Annotated in this window: 19 protein-coding genes and 1 tRNA gene; 1 reads left to right on the top strand and 19 read right to left on the bottom strand. The window is 68.4% G+C overall.

The genetic code is table 11. From position 1 onward, the window contains the following. The first annotated feature begins 42 nt into the window (after positions 1-42). A tRNA-Leu gene (locus AC07OY_RS05270) sits at positions 43-127 on the top strand. Between the two features lie 295 nt (positions 128-422). Here AC07OY_RS05270 and AC07OY_RS05265 read toward each other — a convergent pair. From AC07OY_RS05265 to scpB, 19 genes are all read right to left on the bottom strand, one after another. After that, a complete protein-coding gene (locus AC07OY_RS05265) occupies positions 423-944 on the bottom strand; it encodes a phosphoribosyltransferase (RefSeq protein ID WP_495041465.1) in 522 nt (173 codons plus the stop codon). A gap of 41 nt (positions 945-985) precedes the next feature. Next, the gene (locus AC07OY_RS05260; RefSeq protein WP_495041464.1) at positions 986-2,317 is read right to left on the bottom strand and encodes an adenylosuccinate synthase; all 1,332 of its coding nucleotides are present in this window, start codon (positions 2,315-2,317) and stop codon (positions 986-988) included. Between the two features lie 44 nt (positions 2,318-2,361). Further along, positions 2,362-3,525 carry an ATP phosphoribosyltransferase regulatory subunit gene (locus tag AC07OY_RS05255; RefSeq protein WP_495041463.1) on the bottom strand — a complete coding sequence of 388 codons (1,164 nt, stop codon included), beginning with the start codon at positions 3,523-3,525 and terminating at the stop codon, positions 2,362-2,364. A gap of 73 nt (positions 3,526-3,598) precedes the next feature. After that, complete coding sequence (locus tag AC07OY_RS05250) at positions 3,599-3,781, bottom strand: DUF2065 domain-containing protein (protein ID WP_495041462.1); 183 nt, start codon at positions 3,779-3,781, stop codon at positions 3,599-3,601. Next, positions 3,778-4,680 carry a protease modulator HflC gene (hflC, locus tag AC07OY_RS05245; protein WP_495041461.1) on the bottom strand — a complete coding sequence of 301 codons (903 nt, stop codon included), beginning with the start codon at positions 4,678-4,680 and terminating at the stop codon, positions 3,778-3,780. Before hflC ends, AC07OY_RS05250 begins: the two co-directional genes overlap by 4 nt. Before the next feature lie 15 nt (positions 4,681-4,695). Continuing rightward, entirely contained in the window at positions 4,696-5,889 is a 1,194-nt protein-coding gene (gene hflK, locus AC07OY_RS05240; RefSeq protein ID WP_495041460.1) for an FtsH protease activity modulator HflK, read from the bottom strand. Positions 5,890-5,936: 47 nt separating this feature from the next. Next, the gene (gene hflX / locus AC07OY_RS05235) at positions 5,937-7,175 is read right to left on the bottom strand and encodes a GTPase HflX (RefSeq protein WP_495041459.1); all 1,239 of its coding nucleotides are present in this window, start codon (positions 7,173-7,175) and stop codon (positions 5,937-5,939) included. A 10-nt stretch (positions 7,176-7,185) separates the two neighbouring features. Further along, positions 7,186-7,428 (bottom strand): RNA chaperone Hfq, encoded by a 243-nt coding sequence (hfq, locus tag AC07OY_RS05230; RefSeq protein WP_056198163.1) that lies wholly within the window; start codon positions 7,426-7,428, stop codon positions 7,186-7,188. Between the two features lie 81 nt (positions 7,429-7,509). Beyond that, entirely contained in the window at positions 7,510-8,847 is a 1,338-nt protein-coding gene (gene der, locus AC07OY_RS05225) for a ribosome biogenesis GTPase Der (protein WP_495041458.1), read from the bottom strand. Then, on the bottom strand, positions 8,844-9,980 hold the full coding sequence (bamB, locus tag AC07OY_RS05220) for an outer membrane protein assembly factor BamB (RefSeq protein WP_495041457.1): 1,137 nt from the start codon (positions 9,978-9,980) through the stop codon (positions 8,844-8,846). Before bamB ends, der begins: the two co-directional genes overlap by 4 nt. Next, positions 9,977-10,648: a YfgM family protein gene (locus AC07OY_RS05215; RefSeq protein ID WP_495041456.1), complete on the bottom strand. Its 672-nt coding sequence runs from the start codon at positions 10,646-10,648 to the stop codon at positions 9,977-9,979. The genes bamB and AC07OY_RS05215 overlap by 4 nt, the downstream gene beginning before the upstream one ends. Before the next feature lie 45 nt (positions 10,649-10,693). Next, positions 10,694-12,001 (bottom strand): histidine--tRNA ligase, encoded by a 1,308-nt coding sequence (gene hisS, locus AC07OY_RS05210; protein ID WP_495041455.1) that lies wholly within the window; start codon positions 11,999-12,001, stop codon positions 10,694-10,696. Beyond that, positions 11,998-13,260 (bottom strand): flavodoxin-dependent (E)-4-hydroxy-3-methylbut-2-enyl-diphosphate synthase, encoded by a 1,263-nt coding sequence (ispG, locus tag AC07OY_RS05205; protein WP_495041454.1) that lies wholly within the window; start codon positions 13,258-13,260, stop codon positions 11,998-12,000. The genes hisS and ispG overlap by 4 nt, the downstream gene beginning before the upstream one ends. Beyond that, entirely contained in the window at positions 13,260-14,204 is a 945-nt protein-coding gene (locus AC07OY_RS05200; protein WP_495041453.1) for a helix-turn-helix domain-containing protein, read from the bottom strand. Before AC07OY_RS05200 ends, ispG begins: the two co-directional genes overlap by 1 nt. A 3-nt stretch (positions 14,205-14,207) precedes the next feature. Beyond that, positions 14,208-14,990: a type IV pilus biogenesis/stability protein PilW gene (gene pilW / locus AC07OY_RS05195; protein WP_495041452.1), complete on the bottom strand. Its 783-nt coding sequence runs from the start codon at positions 14,988-14,990 to the stop codon at positions 14,208-14,210. Positions 14,991-15,019: 29 nt separating this feature from the next. Further along, the gene (gene rlmN / locus AC07OY_RS05190; RefSeq protein WP_495041451.1) at positions 15,020-16,129 is read right to left on the bottom strand and encodes a dual-specificity RNA methyltransferase RlmN; all 1,110 of its coding nucleotides are present in this window, start codon (positions 16,127-16,129) and stop codon (positions 15,020-15,022) included. A 42-nt stretch (positions 16,130-16,171) separates the two neighbouring features. After that, a complete protein-coding gene (gene ndk / locus AC07OY_RS05185) occupies positions 16,172-16,600 on the bottom strand; it encodes a nucleoside-diphosphate kinase (RefSeq protein WP_477928435.1) in 429 nt (142 codons plus the stop codon). Between the two features lie 82 nt (positions 16,601-16,682). Further along, entirely contained in the window at positions 16,683-18,671 is a 1,989-nt protein-coding gene (gene rluB / locus AC07OY_RS05180; RefSeq protein WP_495041450.1) for a 23S rRNA pseudouridine(2605) synthase RluB, read from the bottom strand. Further along, positions 18,668-19,471 (bottom strand): SMC-Scp complex subunit ScpB, encoded by an 804-nt coding sequence (scpB, locus tag AC07OY_RS05175; RefSeq protein WP_495041449.1) that lies wholly within the window; start codon positions 19,469-19,471, stop codon positions 18,668-18,670. The genes rluB and scpB overlap by 4 nt, the downstream gene beginning before the upstream one ends. Between the last annotated feature and the right edge of the window lie 251 nt (positions 19,472-19,722).

The following is a 19,722-nucleotide window of genomic DNA, read 5'->3' as shown; positions in this document are numbered from 1 at the left end:
CCTGAAACGGCTCAGGACTTCGCTAGAAGTTTTGAGCACCTTGCCCAGGTGGCGGAATTGGTAGACGCACTAGTTTCAGGTACTAGCGGGTAACTCCGTGGAGGTTCGAGTCCTCTCCTGGGCACCAAACAAAGAAGGCCAGCACGAAAGTGCTGGCCTTTGTCGTTTGGGGCTCAGGAAGCGATGTCCAGTGGACTGAGCCCGGACCGAGCAAAGGCCCTGCGGCCTTTGCGACGCCTGGCGAAGGACTTGGCGCATGCAAGCGCCAAGGCAATCGCGTGAGGGCTCGAAGGGTTCGGAGCCATGCTCCGAAGCGGGGTCGCGGAACGTGACCGAGTCCCCGACGATGCGCCCTCGATGGGCGCTTCGTCGAGTGGTGGCACAAACCGAGCTTCTTTCGAGTCGTGCCACGCAGTCACCAATCAAACGACGAACTTCTTCGCCAGCTGCTCCGGGCCCATGCCGTCGTACTCCTCGAACGGCTGGTGGATCCAGGGCGAGGTTTCCAGCATCTCGCAGTAGAAGTCCGGCGTGTAGGCCGACACCTTCTTGGTCCAGATGACCGCCGAGCGCAGCTCGGTGATGGAAGGCATGCCGCGCAGGCGCTCGACCACCGCCTTCAGCGTGACACCCGAATCAGCCAGGTCGTCCACCAGCAGCACGCGGCCCGCCAGCTCGCCCTTGGGCATGGTGATGTACTTGGCCATGTCCAGGCGACCCTGGATGGTGCCGGCTTCGGCGCGGTAGGAGCTGGTCGACATGATGCCCAGGGGCTTGTCGAAGACGCGCGACAGCACGTCGCCCGGGCGCATGCCGCCGCGGGCCAGGCAGAGGATCTGGTCGAACTGCCAGCCCGAGGCGTGCACCTTGAGCGCCAGGCGCTCGGTCAGCAGGTGGTACTCGTCCCAGGAAACGTAGAGGTGCTTGCCGTCGTCGGTCAACATGGTGGTGTTGTCTCCGTTGGTTTGATGGTGATCAGGCGCTGTTACGCCGAATAAGGATGGCGCAGCACGATGGTGTGCTCGCGGTCGGGGCCGGTCGAGACCATGTCGATGGGCGCGCCGATGACCTCTTCCACGCGCTTCAGATAGCTGCGTGCATTGGCCGGCAGCTTGTCCCAGGCGGTGACGCCGAAGGTGGTCTCGGTCCAGCCCGGGAAGGTCTCGAACACGGGTTCGCAGGCCTCGATCTCATCGGCGTCCAGCGGCAGGATGTCGAGCAGCTTGCCGTCGAGCTGGTAGCCCACGCACATCTTGATCTCGGCCAAGCCGTCCAGCACGTCGAGCTTGGTCAGGCACAGGCCGGTGATGCCGTTGATGATGATGGAGCGCTTCAGCGCTGCGGCGTCCAGCCAGCCGCAGCGGCGGGCGCGGCCGGTCACGGTGCCGCGCTCCTGGCCGACGGTGGACAGGTGGTAGCCGACGGTGCCGGGCTGCTCCCAGTCCAGCTCGGTCGGGAAGGGGCCGGAGCCGACGCGCGTCGTGTAGGCCTTGGTGATGCCCAGCATGTAGTGCAGCATCTGCGGGCCCACGCCGGCACCGGCGGCGGCATTGCCGGCCACGCAGTTGCTGGACGTGACATAGGGGTAGGTGCCGTGGTCGATGTCCAGCAGCGTGCCCTGGGCGCCTTCGAAGAGGATGTTGGCGCCGGCCTTGCTGGCCTTGTGGATCATGTAGCCGACGTCGGCCAGCATGGGCTTGATCTGGTCGGCCATCTTCATGGCCTGCTCGAAGATAGGCTCGAAGGCGAGCGGCTCACCCTTCAGATAGCCCGACAGCGCGAAGTTGTGCAGGTCCAGCAGCTCGCGCAGCTTCTTGCCAAAGCGCTCGGGATGCTTCAGGTCCTGGGCGCGCAGGGCGCGGCGGGCGACCTTGTCTTCGTAGGCCGGGCCGATGCCCTTGCCGGTGGTGCCGATCTTGCCGCTGCCGCTGGTCTCACGCAGGGCCTCGCGCGCCTTGTCGACGGCGACGTGGAAGGGCAGGATCAGCGGGCAGGACTCGCTGATGAAGAGGCGCGAACGCACCTCGACACCGGCCTTCTCCAAGCGCTCGATCTCGGACAGCAGATGGGTCGGGTCCAGCACCACGCCGTTGCCGATGTAGCAGGCCACGCCGTCGCGCATGATGCCGCTGGGGATGAGCTGCAGCGCGGTCTTCACGCCCTTGATGACCAGGGTGTGGCCCGCGTTGTGACCGCCCTGGAAGCGCACCACGCCCTGGGCGTGATCCGTCATCCAGTCCACGACCTTGCCCTTGCCCTCGTCACCCCATTGGGTGCCGACGACGACCACATTGCGTCCACGCGCGGTTTGGCTCATGTTGATTGCCTGTCTTGCTTGAAAGGATTGGTGGTCGCCGCGCCTTACAGCGTTCGGACAACCCACTGAGTGTGCTCGCGAACCAGCTCGCGGTCACAGTCGAATTCATCGGCCTCGTGCTCATGCCCGGGCAAAACGCACACCACCGTCTCGCCCTGCTCGCGCAGGTCGCGCACGGCCTGGCGCAGCGAGGCGTCCTCGCCCCAGGGCGCACGCACGGCGGCGCGCAGGGGCGTGGCCGGCACCAGGGTGACCAGCGTCTTCAGATCGAGGCTGAAGCCGACGGCCGGGCGGCGGCGGCCAAAGGCGGCGCCGACCTCGTCGTAGCGGCCGCCACGCAGCACGGCGTCGGAGCAGCCCGAGGCATAGGCGGCGAAGCGGATGCCGGTGTAGTAGGCATAGCCCTGCAGGTCGGCCAGGTCGAAACCCAGGCTGACCTCGGGGTGGACGGCCGCCAGATGACCGGCCAGCCAGTCCAGGTCGGCCAGGGCCGCCTTGATGAGGGGATGGTCGGGCAGGCGGCGGGCGGCTTCGGCCAGCACCTCACGGCCGCCGAACAGGCCCGGCAGGGCCAGCACCGCGTCGCGCGTCACGGCCGGCATGCTGGCCGTCAGATCGGTCAGCACACCCATGTCCTTGGCGGCCAGGGCTGCGGTCAGGGCAGCCAGCGTGTCGGCGGGCAGCTTGACGCCGTCCAGCACGCCCTGCAGCAGGCGCGCATCGCCCAGGTCCAGCATCACGTCGGTGAGGCCGGCGCGGCGCAGCGCGTCCAGGGCCAGTTCGTGCACTTCCAGGTCGGCTTCCAGGCCGGCATGGCCATAGATCTCGACGCCGAACTGCAGCGGCTCGCGGCTGGTGTTGAGGCCGTCGGGCCGCGTATGCGCCACGGGGCCGCAGTAGCACAGGCGGGTCACGCCCTGGCGGTTCAGCAGATGGGCGTCGATGCGGGCGACCTGGGGCGTCGTGTCGGCGCGCAGGCCCAGCGAGCGGCCGGAGAGCTGGTCCACCAGCTTGAACAGCTTGATGTCCGAGCCGCTACCCGTGCCCGACAGCAGGGAGTCCAGATGCTCCAGCAGCGGCGGAATGACCAGCTCGCAGCCGTAGCTGCGGGCCATGTCGAGCAGCTCTCTACGCAGCTCTTCGATGCGGCGCGCCTGCGAAGGCAGGACATCGGCGATGTGCTCGGGCAGCAGCCAAGCAGAGGACATGGGCGCAGGCTAGGCGGTTAAAAACGGCATTGTACCTATGCCCTCCCCCGCTCCAGCCCCGCGAGCCTTCAGATCAGCGCAACCACAGCAGTCCAAAAAGGCCCATCAGGATGCTGGCCAGGCCGATGAAGCGGATCTGGCCATCGCTCATGGCGAGGATGCGGCTGAAGACCTCCCGCCAGCGCACCGGGCTGATCAGGGGCATCAGCCCCTCGATGACCAGCACCAGCGCCAGCGCGGTCAGCAGCTCGTTCACTTGCGCGCGGGTGCGGCGGGTGCGGCGCCGGAGCCGCCCGAGCCTCTCATGGCCTTGAAGAAGTCGCTGGACGGGTCCACGACCATCACGTCGGCCTTCTTGCTGAAGCTGGCGCGGTAGGCCTCCAGCGAGCGGTAGAACTGGGCGAACTGCGGATCGCGGCCAAAGGCTTCCGCATACAGGGCCGAGGCCTTGGCATCGCCCTCACCCTTGATCAGCTGGGCGTCGCGATAGGCCTCGGCGACGATGATTTCGCGCTGGCGGTCCGCATCGGCCTTGATCTTCTCGCCCTCGGCCGCGCCGGTGGAGCGCGTCTCGTTGGCCACGCGCTTGCGCTCGGACTCCATGCGCTTGTAGACCGAATCGGTGATGGTGGACGCGAAGTCCACGCGCTTGATGCGCACGTCGACCACCTCGATGCCGAACTGCTTGGCTTCGTCGGCCAGGCGCTTGCGCACGTCGTTCATGATCTTGTCGCGCTCGGCGGACAGCACGCCGATGACGGTGCGCTTGGTCACTTCCTCGTTGAAAGCGGCCTGCACGATGGGAGCGAGGCGGTTCTCGACATTGCGGATGTCGGAGCCGTTGTTGCGGATGAACTGGCGCGGCTCGGTGATGCGCCACTTGATGAGCCAGTCGATGACCAGGCTCTTCTTTTCGGCCGTGAAGATGGGGCGCGATTCGGGGCTGTCCAGGGTCTGCACGCGGCGGTCCAGCATGACGACGTTCTGGACCGGCGGCGGCGCCTTCAGCTTCAGGCCGGGCTCGGTGATGACTTCCTTGATCTCGCCCAGCGCGTAGACGACGGCGAACTGGCGCTGGTCAACGACGAAGAGCATCGACGACGCGAGCATCAGCACGACGATGACGCCGGCGAGGATGGCGGCAATACGGTTCATTCGGATGGTCCTCGATCAGCGGCCGTCGCGGCTGCGCTGGTTGTCACGGCTGCGCGGGTCGGAAACGGCCGGCAGCGTCTGCGGCTCGGGCACGGCGGCGGCTTGCGGCGCGGAGACGGTCACGCTGCCGCTGCCCTGCTGCAGCAGCTTGTCCAGCGGCAGATAGAGCAGGTTGGACCCGCTCTTGCTGTCCACCATGACCTTGCTGACATTGGTGTAGACCTGCTGCATCGCGTCGATGTAGAGGCGGTCGCGCGTGACCTGGGGCGCCTTCTGGTACTCGGTCAATACGCTCTTGAAGCGCTGTGCATCGCCTTCGGCGGTCGCGATGACGCGGGCCTTGTAGCCTTCGGCCTGTTCGCGCAGACGAGCGGAATCGCCGCGGGCACGCGGGATCACGTCGTTGGCATAGGCCTGGGCCTCGTTCTTCAGCTGCTCGCGGTTGGCATTGGCCTTGAACGCGTCCTCGAAGGCCGCCTGCACCTGCTCGGGCGGCTGCACGCTCTGCACGTTGACGTTCTTGATCTGGATGCCGGCCTTCAGGCGGTCCAGCTGAGCCTGGATGGAGTTGACCAGATCGGTGGCGATGGCGTCGCGCTGCTCGTAGAGCACCGAGTCCATGGTGTTCTTGCCGACGATCTCGCGCACGGCCGATTCGGCCGCCAGCAGCACGGCCTGCTCGGGATCGCGGTTCTCGAACAGGAAGTCGCGCAGGTCGCGGATGGTGAACTGCACCGTGAAACGGATGTCGACGATGTTCTCGTCCTGGGTCAGCATGGACGAGTCGCGCAGGCCGGTGGCCGCAACGACCGACGTGCGGCCGACCTCGACCTGGCGCAGCTGCGAGACCGGCTGGATCTCATGGGCCTGGAAGGGATAGGGGCCGCGCCACTGGAAGCCGGCCTCGACGGTCTTGCTGTACTTGCCGAAGGACGTGATCACGCCCTGCTGGCCTTCCTGCACGATGAAGAAGCCGCTCGCCAGCCAGCCCAGCACGACAACGCCGGCGATCAGGCCGACGCCGATGCCGGCACCCTTCATGTCGGGCGAGCCGCCCGAACCGCTGGGGCCCGAAGGCCCGCCGGACTTGCCGCCGAACATGCCCGAGAGCTTGCGGTTGAAGTCACGCCAGAGCTCGTCGAGGTCGGGCGGGCCGTCATTGCGGCCGTTGTTCAGCAGCCGGCCCGCGGCGCGGGCGACCGGCGTCATCAAACGCTGGGCCCAGGTGCTGCGGGGAGGTGTTTGAGAAGTGCTGCTCATGCCTGGGAAGGGTCTGAGGAAGATTCGATATCCGACGGGTCAGCGTCGAAACGTGGGTCCCGTTCGTCGGGAATCAAGGGCTGGGTCTGCATGGCCGTCGCAATCAGCTGGCGCAGCTCGTTCAAGCCGCTGCCGTCGAGGGCGCTGACGAAGACGCGCGGCGTCGGCTCGGTGCTGCCGTTGGGGCGCAGCATGGCGTCGACGATGTCGCGCGGACGCTGGTCGTCGGGCAGCAGGTCCTGCTTGTTGTAGACCAGGATCTGCGGCACGCCGCCGGCGCCGATTTCCTCGAGCACGCGCTCGACTTCGACCATCTGCTCATCCAGCACGGGGCTCGCGGCATCGACGACATGCAGCAGCAGGTCGGCGTCGGCCGCCTCCTGCAGCGTGGCGCGGAAGGCCTCGACGAGCTTGTGCGGCAGATCGCGGATGAAGCCGACCGTGTCGGACAGCGACACGCTGGCCTGGGCCTGCTCGAGGTAGAGGGAACGGGTCGTCGTGTCCAGCGTCGCGAACAGCTGGTTGGCCGCATAGGCGCGCGCCTTGGTCAGCGCATTGAACAGCGTGCTCTTGCCCGCGTTCGTATAGCCGACCAGGGAGACCTTGAAGACGCCGTTGCGCGAGCGCGAGCGGCGCTGGGTGCTGCGCTGCTTCTGCACCTGCTTGAGGCGCTCCTTGGTCTTCTTGATGCGGTCGTCGATCATGCGACGGTCCAGCTCGATCTGGGCCTCGCCGGGGCCGCCGCGCATGCCGATGCCGCCGCTCTGGCGCTCCAGATGGCTCCAGCGCCGCACCAGGCGCGTGGCCAGGTATTGCAGCCGGGCCAGCTCGACCTGCAGCTTGCCTTCGTGGCTCTGGGCGCGGGCGGCGAAGATCTCGAGGATCAGCGCCGTGCGGTCAGCCACCGGCACGCCCAGCACGCGCTCGAGATTGCGCTGCTGGGCCGGCGAGATGGCCTGGTCGAACAGCACCGTGTGGGCCTGGTGGGCCTGCACGAGCAGCTTGATCTCGTCGGCCTTGCCGGAGCCGACGAACAGCGCGGCATCGGGCGCCTGGCGGCGCGCGATGATCTTGGCCACCGGCGTGTCGCCGGCGGATTCGGCCAGCAAGGCCAGTTCATCCAGGCTCTCGTCGAAACCCTGGGCGGCGCGGTGGCGACCGAAATCGACACCCACAAGAATGGCGCGCGCCGCCTCGGAGGGCGGCGTCGCGTCGTGTGCAGAGGTCGAGGACAAGGGGTGGGGATCAGGCGTCCGCGGGGGCGTCGCCGGCGTGGAAGTTGACTGCGCGGCCCGGCACGACGGTCGAGATCGCGTGCTTGTAGACCATCTGCGTCACGGTATTGCGCAGCAGGACAACGTACTGGTCAAACGATTCGATGTGGCCTTGGAGCTTGATGCCGTTCACGAGGTAGATCGAAACGGGCACATGCTCTTTGCGAAGCAGGTTCAAAAAGGGGTCCTGCAAAAGTTGGCCTTTGTTGCTCATCGGTATGCTCCGAGTTATCGGGGGGATGGGGGACTACGGGTAAGACCTTAACACAGCGTCTCTGCCCCTCCAGAGGTCAGCCTAGGTCTTTTCGTCGAAGGGATTCTTCGAAGAACGTAGCTCTATCTTCAGCGGCGTTCCGACCAACTTGTAGTGGGCGCGGATGCGGCCTTCCAGGTAGCGCTTGTAGACCTCGGTGACACCATCCAGCGCATTGCCGTGGATGACGACGATGGGCGGGTTCTGGCCACCCTGGTGGGCGTAGCGCATCTTGGGGCGCGAAACGCCTGAGCGCTTGGGCTGCTGGTGCTCGGTGGCTTCCTGGATGAGGCGGGTCAGCACCGGCGTGGTCATCTTGCGGTAGGCCGAGGCATAGGCATCGGCCAGCGAATTCCAGACCGCCGACAGCCCCTGGCGCTTCAACGCCGAGATGTTGTGCATGGGCGCGAACTTCAGGAAGGCCAGGCGCTGCTCGATCTGGCGCTGCAGCGTCTCGCGCTGGTAGCTGTCGACGGCGTCCCACTTGTTGAGTGCCAGCACGACGGCGCGGCCGCTGTCGAGGATGTAGCCGGCGATGTGGGCATCCTGGTCGGTCACGCCCTGCGTGGCGTCCAGCAGCAGCAGCACGACGTGGGCGTCGGCAATCGCCTGCAGCGTCTTCACCACCGAAAACTTCTCGATGGCCTCGAAGACCTTGCCCTTGCGGCGCAGGCCGGCGGTGTCGATGAGCTTGAACTTCTGGCCGTTGCGCTCGAAGTCGACGGCGATGGCATCACGCGTCGTGCCCGGCATGTCGAAGGCGACGAGGCGCTCTTCACCCAGCCAGGTGTTGATCAGCGTGCTCTTGCCGACGTTCGGGCGGCCGGCCACGGCCAGGCGGATGACGCCATCCTGCTGCGGGCCGGCGCCGAATTCCTCGCTGGTGTCCTCGAAAGGCTCCAGCACCGCGTCCAGCAGGCTGCGGATGCCCTGCCCGTGCGCCGAAGAGATCGGGTGCGGATCGCCCATGCCGAGTTCATGGAACTCGTTCATCAGCGGCGACTCGCTCATGCCCTCGGCCTTGTTGACGGCCAGGTGCACGCGCTTGTTGACGCTGCGCAGATAGCGGGCGATGTCGCTGTCGTGGGCCGACAGGCCCAGGCGGATGTCGACGACGAAGATGACGGCATCCGCTTCGGCCACGGCCTGCTTGGTCTGCTTGGCCATCTCCTTGACGATGCCGGTGCTGCTGTCGGGCTCGAAGCCGCCGGTGTCGATGCAGATGAACTCGCGATCGCCCAGGCGGCCGTCGCCGTAGTGGCGGTCGCGCGTCAGGCCGGCGAAGTCGGCCACGATGGCGTCACGCGACTTCGTCAGGCGGTTGAACAGCGTCGACTTGCCCACATTGGGGCGGCCGACCAGGGCGATGACTGGTTTCATTCGGCCTGGATGGCGAACAGGCCGCCATTCTTGGTGGCGACCAGGGCCGTCTCGCCCAGCAGGGCGATGGTGACGACCTGCGAGCCGTCGGTGGCCAGGCGCGAACGGGTCTTGCCGCTGTCGCGGTCCAGCAGATGGACCTGGCCATCGAAGTCCCCCACCAGTACCTGCTTTCCGAGCACCACGGGCTCGGAGAGCTTGCGGCGCTGGAACTGGTCGGCAGACCAGGCCAGGTCGCCGTTGGCCAGCTTCCAGGCCGACAGGCGGTCGGAGGCGTCGCCGGCGACGACGATCTGGCCGTCGGCACCGATGCCGTTGGCCCCACCGACGACGCGGTTCCACAGCGCGCTGCCGCGCTCGACGTTCACGCAGCCGACCGAGGACTGGAAGGCCCGGGCGCAGATCAGCTCGCCCTGGCGCACGGCCGGGCCGACCAGATCGGCCAGGCGCTCGACTTCATTGGTGCCACGCGGCGTGGCCACGCTGGCTTCCCAGCGCAGCTGGCCCTTCAGCGGGTCCACGCCTGCCAGGCGCGGGCCTTGGCCGACGATCAGCGTGTCCTTGTAGGCCAGCAGCACGCCGGCCTTGGCCAGCGTCAGCGGCTCGCCGGGGCGGCGCATCTCCCAGATCTTGCGGCCGTCCAGCGCGTCGAAAGCGAGCACCTGGCGGTCCAGCGTCAGCGCGAAGACGCGCTCGCCGGCCACCAGAGGCGCGGCGACGACGGGCGTCGGCAGGGCCTTCTTCCAGGCCACGCGGCCGTTGTCCAGCACCACCAGCTCGTTGTCGCGGTTGACGACGGCGGCAAAGCGGCCGTCGCTGCCGACACCGGCCAGCAGCTTGGCGCCGGCATCGCCCCGCCACAGCTCGCGGCCGTCGGCGGCCGCCAGCGCGCGCACCTGGCCGCCGCTGCTGGCGACGATGAAGCGGTCGCCCGGCGTGGCGATGCTGAGGTTGAAATTGACGTCGTCGCCCTTGGTGCTCCAGACGATGCGGCCGCTGGCCGGGCCGGACAGGGTCTCGAGCGCGGCCGGCTTGGTCTTCTCGTCGCCGAACCAGTTGTTCCACGTCGAGCTGATCGTGGAGCAGCCCGTCAGGGAAGCTGCCACCAGCGAAATCAGGACGGCGCGCCTCATTGGGCGGCTCCGGTCGTCTCGACGGCGGTCGGCACGCCCAGCGTGGCCAGCTTGGCCTCGATGATGCGGCGGTAGTCCTGGGTCTTCTCCATGGCGGCCAGGGCCTTCTGGTACTCGGCCTTGGCGGCGTCGCGCTTGTCCTGCAGCAGAGCCAAGTCGCCACGGCGGTCGGCCACCAGGGCGGCAAAGTCGCTCGACTTGACGGCGTCCAGGGTCTTGGCAGCCTCGTCGTAGGCCTTGGCGTCGACCTGCAGGCCGGCCAGGCGCAGGCGGGCGATGTCGCGGTAGGCGCCGGCCTCGGCACCCTGCTCCGCCACCCAGGTCAGGCTCTGCTTGGCGTCGTCGGCCTTGCCCTTGTCGAGCTGCAGCTTGGCCACCTGCAGGCCGGCCTGCGCCGCGTAACCGGTGCTGCCGTAGCGCGCCTTGAGGTCGCCAGCGGCCAGGGCGGCCTTGTCGACATCCTGGGCGACCAGGGCGCGATCGAACTCGTCGTACATCGCGGCAGCCTTGGTGGCCTGGTCGCGCTGGTACATCTGCCAGCCCTGCCAGGCGGCGAAGGTGGCGAGGACGGCGGTCAGCACCCAGGTGATGAGATTGCCCCAGCGCTTCCAGAACGCTTTGAGTTGATCAAGTTGTTCTTGTTCTTCGAGGTCGAGATGGGCTGCCATGGAGAAAACTTCGAGAGAAGGAAAAGGGGCTCGGAAGGCCCGGGATTATGCGGGGAGGAGGTCGGCGGCCCAGGCGGCGACGTCGGCGAGCGGCCGGCTGACCTGTTCGCCGCCTTCGCGCAGGGGTTTGACCGCCACTTCGCCGCGGGCCAGTTCGTCGGCACCGAAGACGAGGGCGAAGCGCGCCCCGGAGGCGTCGGCCTTCTTGAACTGCGACTTGAACGAGCCGCCGCCGGCATGCATCTGCACGCTGACGCCGGCTTCGCGCAGGGCCTCCAGGGCCAGCATGGCCTGGGGCAGCGCCGATGCATCGGGCAGGATGGCGTACGCATGGGACGCGGCCGACGGCACGGCCAGGCCCAGTTCGTCGATGAGCAGCAGCAGGCGCTCGATGCCGAGGCCGAAGCCCACGGCCGGCGTCGGCTTGCCGCCGAGTTGCTCGAACAGCCCGTCGTAGCGGCCGCCGCCACAGACCGTGCCCTGGGAGCCGAGCTGGTCGGTGACCCATTCGAAGACGGTCAGGTTGTAGTAGTCCATGCCGCGCACAAGACGCGTGTTGACGCGGTATTCCAGGCCGGCGGCATCCAGGATGGCACGCACGGCGTTGAAGTGGGCCAGCGTTTCCTCGCCCAGGAAGTCCATCAGCTTGGGGGCGGCCTCAATGACGGGCTGCATCGCCGGGTTCTTGCTGTCCAGGATGCGCAGCGGGTTGCTGTGCAGGCGCTTCTTGCCGTCTTCATCCAGCTTGTCGGCATGCGCCTCGAAGTGGGCAATCAGCGCCGCGCGGTGGGCGTTGCGCTCGGCCGGCTGGCCCAGGGAGTTCAGCTCCAGGCGCACATGCTGGCCGACGACCAGGCCCAGGGCCTGCCACAGCCGGCGCACCATCAGGATGATCTCGGCGTCCACGTCCGGGCCGGCAAAGCCCAGGGCCTCGACGTCGAGCTGGTTGAACTGGCGGTAGCGGCCCTTCTGCGGACGCTCGTGGCGGAACATGGGGCCCACCGTCCACAGGCGCAGCGGGCCGTTGTAGAGGGCGTTGTGCTCGACCATGGCGCGCACGATGCCGGCGGTCGCCTCGGGGCGCAGCGTCAGCTGGTCGCCGTTCATGCTGTCGGTGAAGGAATACATCTCCTTCTCGACGATGTCGGTCACCTCGCCCAGGCCGCGCACGAACAGGGCCGTCGGCTCGACGATGGGGGTCAGCATGTACTGGTAGCCGTAGCTGGACAGCACCTTGCGCAGCGTGGTCTCGAACCAGCTCCACAGTTCGCTGCTGGGCAGCTTGTCCTTGCGGGTGACGCTGGCCGGGAGGATGTCGTTCATCCCCTTGACCGCAGTAATCGCCTTGCTCATGCAGTTGCCGTGGCGCCGAAGCGCTTCTCGATGTAGTTCTCGACCAGCGCATGGAACTCGCTGGCAATGTTGTCGCCGCGCAGCGTCAGCGCCTTCACGCCGTCGATGAAGACGGGCGCCGCCGGCGCCTCGCCGGTGCCGGGCAGGCTGATGCCGATGTCGGCATGCTTGCTCTCGCCGGGGCCGTTGACGATGCAGCCCATGACGGCCACCTTCATCTCCTCGACGCCGGGGTATTTGTTGCGCCAGACCGGCATCTGCAGGCGCAGGAAGTCGTCGATCTGCTTGGCCAGCTCCTGGAAGGTGGTGCTGGTGGTGCGGCCGCAGCCCGGGCAGGCGGTGACGCTGGGGTTGAAATGGCGCAGGCCCAGCGATTGCAGGATCTCCAGCGCCACGACCACTTCCTGGGTGCGCGACTCGCCCGGCTGGGGCGTGAGGCTGACGCGGATGGTGTCGCCGATGCCCTCTTGCGCCAGGATGCCCAGGGCCACCGACGAGGCCACCGTGCCCTTGGTGCCCATGCCGGCTTCGGTCAGCCCCAGGTGCAGGGCGTAGTCGCAGCGGCGGGCCAGCTCGCGGTAGACCGAGATCAGGTCCTGCACGCCGCTGACCTTGCAGCTGATGATGATGTTGTCGGGGTTCATGCCCAGCTCGCCGGCATAGGCGGCCGACGTCAGCGCCGACTCGACCAGGGCCTGGTACATGACCGGCTTGGCGTCCCAGGGCTGAGCGCGCTTCGCGTTCTCGTCCATGAACTGGGCCAGCAGCTCCTGGTCCAGGCTGCCCCAGTTGACGCCGATGCGCACGACCTTGTCGTACTTCATTGCCGCCTCGATCATCTGGGCGAACTGCTTGTCCTTCTTCTCGCCCTTGCCCACGTTGCCGGGGTTGATGCGGTACTTGGACAGGGCCTGGGCCATGGCCGGGTATTCGGTCAGCAGGCGGTGGCCGTTGTAGTGGAAGTCGCCCACCAGGGGCACGTCGATGCCCATGCGGTCCAGCTGCTCGCGGATATACGGCACCTGCTCAGCCGCCTCGGGCGTGTTGACGGTGATGCGCACCATCTCCGAGCCGGCGATCGCCAGCTCCTTGACCTGGATGGCCGTGCCGATGGCGTCCACCGTGTCGGTGTTGGTCATCGACTGCACGCGCACCGGCGCGTCACCGCCGACCGTGACGACACGGCTGCCCCAGACGACGCGGGCCTGGCGGCTGCGGCGCGCCGCGGGGGCGGCCTCGGGAATGATCCATTCGCTCATCAATTCAACTCCAGTCGAGCGACGTTGTCCTTGCCGCGCGCGGCCAGGTCGATGACGGCACCGCGCCATTCGATCTGCGTGCCGCGCACATTGCCGACGCGCACCTTGTAGGGCGACGCGCCGCTGTATTCCTGCTGCTCGCCCTGGCGCAGCACGCGCGAGAACAGCACCTGGCCCTGGGCGTCGGTGACCTCGATCCAGGTATCGGCCGTGGCCGTCACGCGCAGCGGGCTGCCCGTCGCGGCGGCCACCGCCGTCCTCACGGCCGGCACGGAGGCCGGAACGGCGGCCGGCGGCGGGGCCACGTCGCGAACCTGCAGCGGCGCCGAGGCCACGGGCAGCGGCTGCGCTGCAGGCGCCGCTGCCGACACGGCCGGCTCGGAGGCGGCCGGGGCCGGGATGAACTCGACGACAGGCGCGCTCGCCGCGGCGGTGATGACGGTGCCGGAGGCCGCCGACGAGGCCGTCGCGCTGTCGCGCTCGGGCAGCCAGCCGGCCGGGATCCAGTAGATGGCGGCCGCGGCGACCAGCAGCAGCACCGGCGCCCAGACGACGGGCCGGGCCACCAGGGCCAGAACGCCACCATCGATGGGACCGGCACCGCGCTCGCGAAAGGGCTGGTTGAGCCCCGGGCGCACATCGAACTCGCGGTCGCGGGTGCGCGGCAGCAGGGCCAGCACGGGCGCGGCATCGACCTTGAGGGCGCGGCACATGGCCGTGGCCAGGGCGCGGGCGAAGGTGGCATCGGGCAACTGGTCGAAGCGGTCGGCCTCCAGGGCCTCCAGCTTGGACTGCGGCACCTTGAGCATGACGGCCAGGGCGGCAATGTGCAGGCCGCGCTGCTGGCGCGCGTTCCTGAGCCAGGCGCCGGCGGTGGCGGCCTGGCTGGCGGGTCCCTCGGAGATGGGTTCCATCGTCTCGTTCTTGTTGTGGGCCAAGGTCACGGCTCAGTCGTCGTAGCGCCCGGCATCCAGGGCCTGGGTCTCGGGGGCCTGGGGGTATTTGCGGCGCATCTGCATGGCCAGGTCTTCGACCGTGCCGGTGTGGCCCAGCTTGCGCTCGACGCGCAGCTGCAGCCACAGGCTCTGGGCGTTGACCTGCTCGGGCTGGGCGTTGACGCGCTTGGCGTAGAAGCGCGCGCGGTCCAGCTCACGGTTGCGGTAGAGCACTTCCCCCAGATTGACGGCGATGGCCGGGTTGCCGGGATCGAGTTCGAAGGCACGCGTCAGCGTCTTCTCGGCCACCAGCATGCGGCCGGCACGCGCCTCGCAGACGCCCTTGGCCAGCAGGGTGCGGGCCGGCGCGCGGTAGGTGGAGATGCCCAGGGCCTGGTCGAACAGCGAATCCGCCGTCGGCCAGCGCTGCTGCTGGCACATGAACCAGCCATAGTTGTGCAGGGTGTCGGGGTCGTTGGGATAGACGACCAGGGCACGGCGGAAGGCCTCCTCGGCGAGCTGGTGTTCGCCCATGGCGCCGTAGATCAGGCCGCGCAGATTGACGGCCTCGCGCATGTCCGGCTTGGCCTGCAGCGCCAGCTTGAGCTCGTCGAGCGCCGTGTTGAACTGGCCGCGCGAGAAATAGCCCTGGGCCAGTTCCAGCCGGATGGCGGCACGGCGGTCGCCGTCGGTCTGGTCGGAGTCGGTCTTGACCTCGCGCTCGGCGCTGGGGGCGGTGGTACCGGCGCAGGCGGCCAGCAGGGCGGTAGCCAGAACGATCAACAGTCGCTTCATCAAATCCTCGAAGGTGGCACCCGGGGGCATCAGCTGGATTTGGCCACCGTGACGGGTGCCCTGACCATGCGGATATGCGCGCGGGTGCGATCCTGCACTTCACCCGCCAGCTGGCCGCAGGCGGCGTCGATGTCGTCGCCGCGTGTCTTGCGCACGGTGGTGACGATGCCGGCCTGGATCAGCACCTCGGCAAAGGCCTGCACGCGCGCATTCGTGCTGCGGATCAGGCCCGAGGCCGGGAAGGGGTTGAAGGGGATCAGGTTGATCTTGCAGTTGACCTTGCCCTTGAGCAGACGCACCAGCTCACGGGCCTGCTCGGGCGAATCGTTCACCTCCTGCAGCATGCAGTACTCGAAGGTGATGAAGTCGCGCGGCGCCTTCTCGAGGTAGTTGTTGCAGGCGCCCAGCAGCTCGGCGATGGGGTACTTCTTGTTCAGCGGCACGAGCTGGTCGCGCAGCGGGTCGGTCGGTGCGTGCAGACTGACGGCCAGGGCGACCGGGCAGTCCTCGCGCAGGCGGTCGATCATGGGCACCACGCCCGAGGTCGACACGGTGACGCGGCGGCGGCTCAGGCCGTAGCCATGGTCGTCCAGCATGGTCTTGAGCGACGGCACGAGCTGGTCGTAGTTCTGCAGCGGCTCGCCCATGCCCATCATCACCACGTTGGAGATGACGCGCTCATCGGTGTTCTGGCGCTTGCGCAGCGAATGTTCGGCAAACCACAGCTGGGCCGTGATCTCGGCCGTCGTCAGGTTGCGGCTGAAGCCCTGGTGGCCGGTGGAGCAGAAGCGGCAGCCCACGGCGCAGCCGGCCTGGCTGGAGATGCACAGGGTGCCTCTGTCGTCTTCGGGAATGAAGACAGCCTCGACGGCATTGCCGGCGCCGACGTCGAACAGCCATTTGATGGTGCCGTCCGTCGAGACATGCTCGGAAATGACCGGCAAGGCGGCGATGTGGGCACGGCCCTTGAGCTTGTCGCGCAGCGACTTGGCGAGGTCGGACATCTGGTCGAAGTCCGACGCGCCTTTCTGGTGGACCCAGCGGAACAGCTGGGTCGCACGGAACTTCTTTTCGCCCAGTTGCTCGCAGTAGGCGGCCAGGCCTGGCAGATCAAAACCGAGCAGGTTGACCGCTTCCATACGAACTTCCTGGGCCGGGGTCACCGACCCCGTTGGGGGCAATTAACGGCCGGCGTAGACGTTCATGCCGGGGAAGAAGAACGCCACTTCGACAGCGGCCGTTTCGGCGGCGTCGGAGCCGTGCACGGCATTGGCGTCGATGCTGTCGGCGAAGTCGGCGCGGATGGTGCCCTTCTCGGCCTTCTTGGGATCGGTGGCGCCCATCAGGTCACGGTTCTTCAGGATGGCGCCTTCGCCTTGCAGGGCCTGGATCATCACGGGGCCGCTGATCATGAAGTTGACCAGGTCGTTGAAGAAGGGGCGGGCCTTGTGGACGGCGTAGAACTGTTCGGCTTCGACGCGCGACAGGTGCACCATCTTGGCGGCCACGACCTTCAGGCCGGCGCCTTCGAAGCGGGCGTAGATCTGGCCGATGACGTTCTTTGCCACGGCATCGGGCTTGATGATGGACAGGGTGGTTTCGATCGCCATGGGGTTCTCCTGATGGGGCGTATTGGACAAAGCCTGCGATTGTAGCGGGCAGGGATGACCCTAGTCAGGTCATCCCCAGGTTTCAGCGCCGGCCGCCGTAGCCGCCGCCGGAGCGGCCACCACCACCGCCGCCGCCGCCACCACCCTTGCCGCCACGGCCACCACCACCGCCGCGACGCAGATAGGCGTCACCGCCGATATAGCCGACCGAGGTCTGCATCGGATCGGGCTCACGCGGGCCGCCACCCTTGTTGCCACCGCCCTTGGCGGGGCGGTCGTGCTGCTGGCTGCCGCCGGCGCCGAAGCCCTGCGGCAGGCCGCGCTTGCCGCTGGTCGCATGACGGCGGTCGAAGGTCTGCTCCAGCGGATTGACGTGGTGGGGGATGAAGCCGTCGTCCTCCTCGTCATCGTCACGGCGCTGGACGCGCTCCTCGCGGGGCGGGCGCGGCTGCTGCGGCTCGGGCGGGCGGCTGGGGCGCGGGCCGACGCCGGCATGGCGGTCATCGTTGCGGCGCTTGTTGCGGTCGTTCTTGCCGCCTTGCTGCTGCTGGCCCCTGCCTTGCTGGCCCTGGCCCTGGCCTTGCAGCTGCTGGACCTGGCCCTGGCCGCTGTTGTTCGTGTGGCCGGCCAGGCGGCGGATGATGCGAACGTCGTCGTCGCCCAGCTCCACCCAGACGCCGCGCTTCAAGCCGCGCGGCAGCACGACGGTGCCGTAGCGGATGCGGATCAGGCGGCTGACGACCATGCCGACGGCCTCGAAGAGCTTGCGCACTTCGCGGTTGCGGCCTTCCGTGATGGTGACGCGATACCAGCGGTTGGCACCCTCGCCGCCGCCGTCCTCGATGGCCTTGAACGCGGCCGTCTGGCCGTCGACATTGACGCCCTCCAGCAGCTTGGCGCGCTGCTCATCGCTGAGCGCGCCCAGCACACGGGCCGCGTACTCGCGCTCGACGCCGAAGCGCGGGTGCATCAGCTGGTTGGCCAGTTCGCCGGAGTTGGTGAACAGCAGCAGGCCTTCGGTGTTGATGTCCAGGCGGCCGACGGACTGCCATTTCTGGCCCTGCACGCGCGGCAGCGAGCGGAACACGGTCGGGCGGCCCTCGGGGTCGTTGAAGGTGGAAACCTCGCCGGTGGGCTTGTGATAGGCCAGGATGCGCGGATTCGGCGGCGAGATGCGCACGCGCACTTCCTTGCCGTTGACACGCACGCGGTCGCCAAAGGAGATGCGCTGGCCGACGTGGGCCACTTCGCCGTTGACCTCGATCTTGCCTTCGGCGATCCAGTCCTCGATGTCGCGGCGCGAGCCGATGCCGGCCTGGGCCAGCACCTTCTGCAGCTTGGGTGCATCGGCGTCCGGCGCCAGCACACGCTTGGCCTCGCCTTCCGCGCCCTCCTCGGCCGCCTCCTCGGGCTCGGGCCGCAGCTGCGGCGGCTCGCCCACGGGGCCTTCCGATTCGGCGTCCAGATTGCCCGACAGCACGTCGGCGAAGCGCGCCCCCGCGGCCTCGACGAGCTCCGGTGCCAGCACCGGGCCAGGCGCCTCGGCACCACCACCGCCCGTTGCCTGCGCGGCGGCCTGGCGCTCGGCGCGCTCCTTGCGGTTGCGCCGGCGGTTGCGGCTGCGGCCACCGCGCTCGCCGTCCTCGCCCTCGCCTTCATCGTCGTCCCCGTCCTCGTCCGCGTCTCCCGCCGGCTCGGCCGCCACGGCGGGCGCCGCCTCGGCCAGCGTGAAGACGGGAGCCGGCGCCGCGACCGGCGCAGGCGCCTCGGCCACGACGGCCGGGGCCGCTTCCTCGGCGACTGCGGCCGCAGCCGTCTTGCGCGGCGCGCGCTTGCGGGCCGGAGCCGGCGCTTCCTCGGCGGGTGCGGCCTCGGGGGCCGGAGCAGCCTCCTCCGTCACGGCCTCGGCGGCCTTGCGGCGGGTGCGCTTCGCGGGCACGGGCGCCTCGACGGGTTCAGCGGCAGCCTCGGGGGCCGCCTTGGCCGTCGTGCGGCGACGCTTGGGCGCGGCAGGCGCGTCGGCATCGGCAGCGGAAGGCAGGGGCTTGTCTTGATCGGCAGCGTCGTTCATGCGGATTCGGGCTGGGGTTGCGGGGGCGGATCGTTGGGGTCGGGATTGGGGAGGGCGGGCGTGCCGTCATCGCCGAACAGGCTCAGCGAGGGCGCGGGCGCCTCCTCGGGCGGCATGTCGGCAGGCAGCGCATCGGCAGGCGGCGCATCGGCGGAAGCTTGCGGCGCTGGCGCTACTTCAGCAGGCGCTTCTTCAGCAGGCGCTTCTTCAGCAGGCGCTTCTTCAGCAGGCGCGTCTTCAGCCACGTCGAGCAGCTGGCCCTGCAGGGCCTCGAAGGCCGGCGGTTCGCTGCCGACTTCCAGGGCCGGCAGCTGTTCCAGGCTGGCCAGGCCGAGGTCGTCGAGGAAGGCCTTGGTCGTCGCGTACAGGGCCGGGCGGCCCGGCGTCTCGCGGTGGCCGATGGCCTCGATCCAGCCGCGGTCCTCGAGCTGCTTGACGATCTGGCTCGCGACGACGACGCCGCGGATGTCCTCGATGTCGCCGCGCGTGACCGGCTGGCGGTAGGCAATGATGGCCAGCGTCTCGAGCACCGCACGCGAATAGCGCGGCGGCTTCTCGGGATGCAGGCGGTCGAGATATTCGCGCAGCTCGGGGCGGCTCTGGAAGCGCCAGCCCGAGGCCAGCGCGACCAGCTCGACGCCCTTGCCTTCCCAGTCGCGGCTCAGCTCGTCGAGCAGGCCGCGCAGGGTATCGGCGCCGAGCTCGTCGGCGAACAGGCTGCGCATCTCGCGCACCGTCAAGGGTTGCGAGGCACAGATCAGCGCGGTCTCGAGGACGCGCTTGGCATCCTGGGTGTTCATGAACGCAAATGCGCCCTCAATCAAGCCAAGTCTGGCAATCCGTCCGGGCCTGTGCGCTCACAGCGTTCATCAGGCGAAGCGGACGGGGTCTGTCCGGGCGTCACCGTGGGGCTCAGCAGCCTTCCAGCGGGACGCGTTCGGGGTGGTTGACCGGCGGGCGGATGGACTGCTGACCGCGCGGGTCGCGCCGATTCCGGCGCGCTGGCTGCCACGACAACCGGAGTGCATTGTAGCCATGTCATCGGCGCCCG

Source organism: Roseateles sp. GW821-FHT09H10, assembly GCF_059415865.1.
The sequence above is the reverse complement of the archived record's forward strand: the minus strand, read 5'-3'. Positions and strand labels throughout refer to the sequence as shown.

Coding starts and splice junctions, on each gene's coding strand:
- der (WP_495041458.1), bottom strand. CDS start 8,847: ATGAAACCAGTCATCGCCCTGGTCGGCCGCCCCAATGTGGGCAAGTCG.
- hisS (WP_495041455.1), bottom strand. CDS start 12,001: ATGAGCAAGGCGATTACTGCGGTCAAGGGGATGAACGACATCCTCCCG.
- AC07OY_RS05265 (WP_495041465.1), bottom strand. CDS start 944: ATGTTGACCGACGACGGCAAGCACCTCTACGTTTCCTGGGACGAGTAC.
- hfq (WP_056198163.1), bottom strand. CDS start 7,428: ATGAGCAACAAAGGCCAACTTTTGCAGGACCCCTTTTTGAACCTGCTT.
- bamB (WP_495041457.1), bottom strand. CDS start 9,980: ATGAGGCGCGCCGTCCTGATTTCGCTGGTGGCAGCTTCCCTGACGGGC.
- pilW (WP_495041452.1), bottom strand. CDS start 14,990: ATGAAGCGACTGTTGATCGTTCTGGCTACCGCCCTGCTGGCCGCCTGC.
- hflK (WP_495041460.1), bottom strand. CDS start 5,889: ATGACGCCGGTCGCCCGCGCCGCGGGCCGGCTGCTGAACAACGGCCGC.
- hflC (WP_495041461.1), bottom strand. CDS start 4,680: ATGAACCGTATTGCCGCCATCCTCGCCGGCGTCATCGTCGTGCTGATG.
- AC07OY_RS05215 (WP_495041456.1), bottom strand. CDS start 10,648: ATGGCAGCCCATCTCGACCTCGAAGAACAAGAACAACTTGATCAACTC.
- ispG (WP_495041454.1), bottom strand. CDS start 13,260: ATGAGCGAATGGATCATTCCCGAGGCCGCCCCCGCGGCGCGCCGCAGC.
- AC07OY_RS05255 (WP_495041463.1), bottom strand. CDS start 3,525: ATGTCCTCTGCTTGGCTGCTGCCCGAGCACATCGCCGATGTCCTGCCT.
- rluB (WP_495041450.1), bottom strand. CDS start 18,671: ATGAACGACGCTGCCGATCAAGACAAGCCCCTGCCTTCCGCTGCCGAT.
- scpB (WP_495041449.1), bottom strand. CDS start 19,471: ATGAACACCCAGGATGCCAAGCGCGTCCTCGAGACCGCGCTGATCTGT.
- rlmN (WP_495041451.1), bottom strand. CDS start 16,129: ATGGAAGCGGTCAACCTGCTCGGTTTTGATCTGCCAGGCCTGGCCGCC.
- AC07OY_RS05260 (WP_495041464.1), bottom strand. CDS start 2,317: ATGAGCCAAACCGCGCGTGGACGCAATGTGGTCGTCGTCGGCACCCAA.
- ndk (WP_477928435.1), bottom strand. CDS start 16,600: ATGGCGATCGAAACCACCCTGTCCATCATCAAGCCCGATGCCGTGGCA.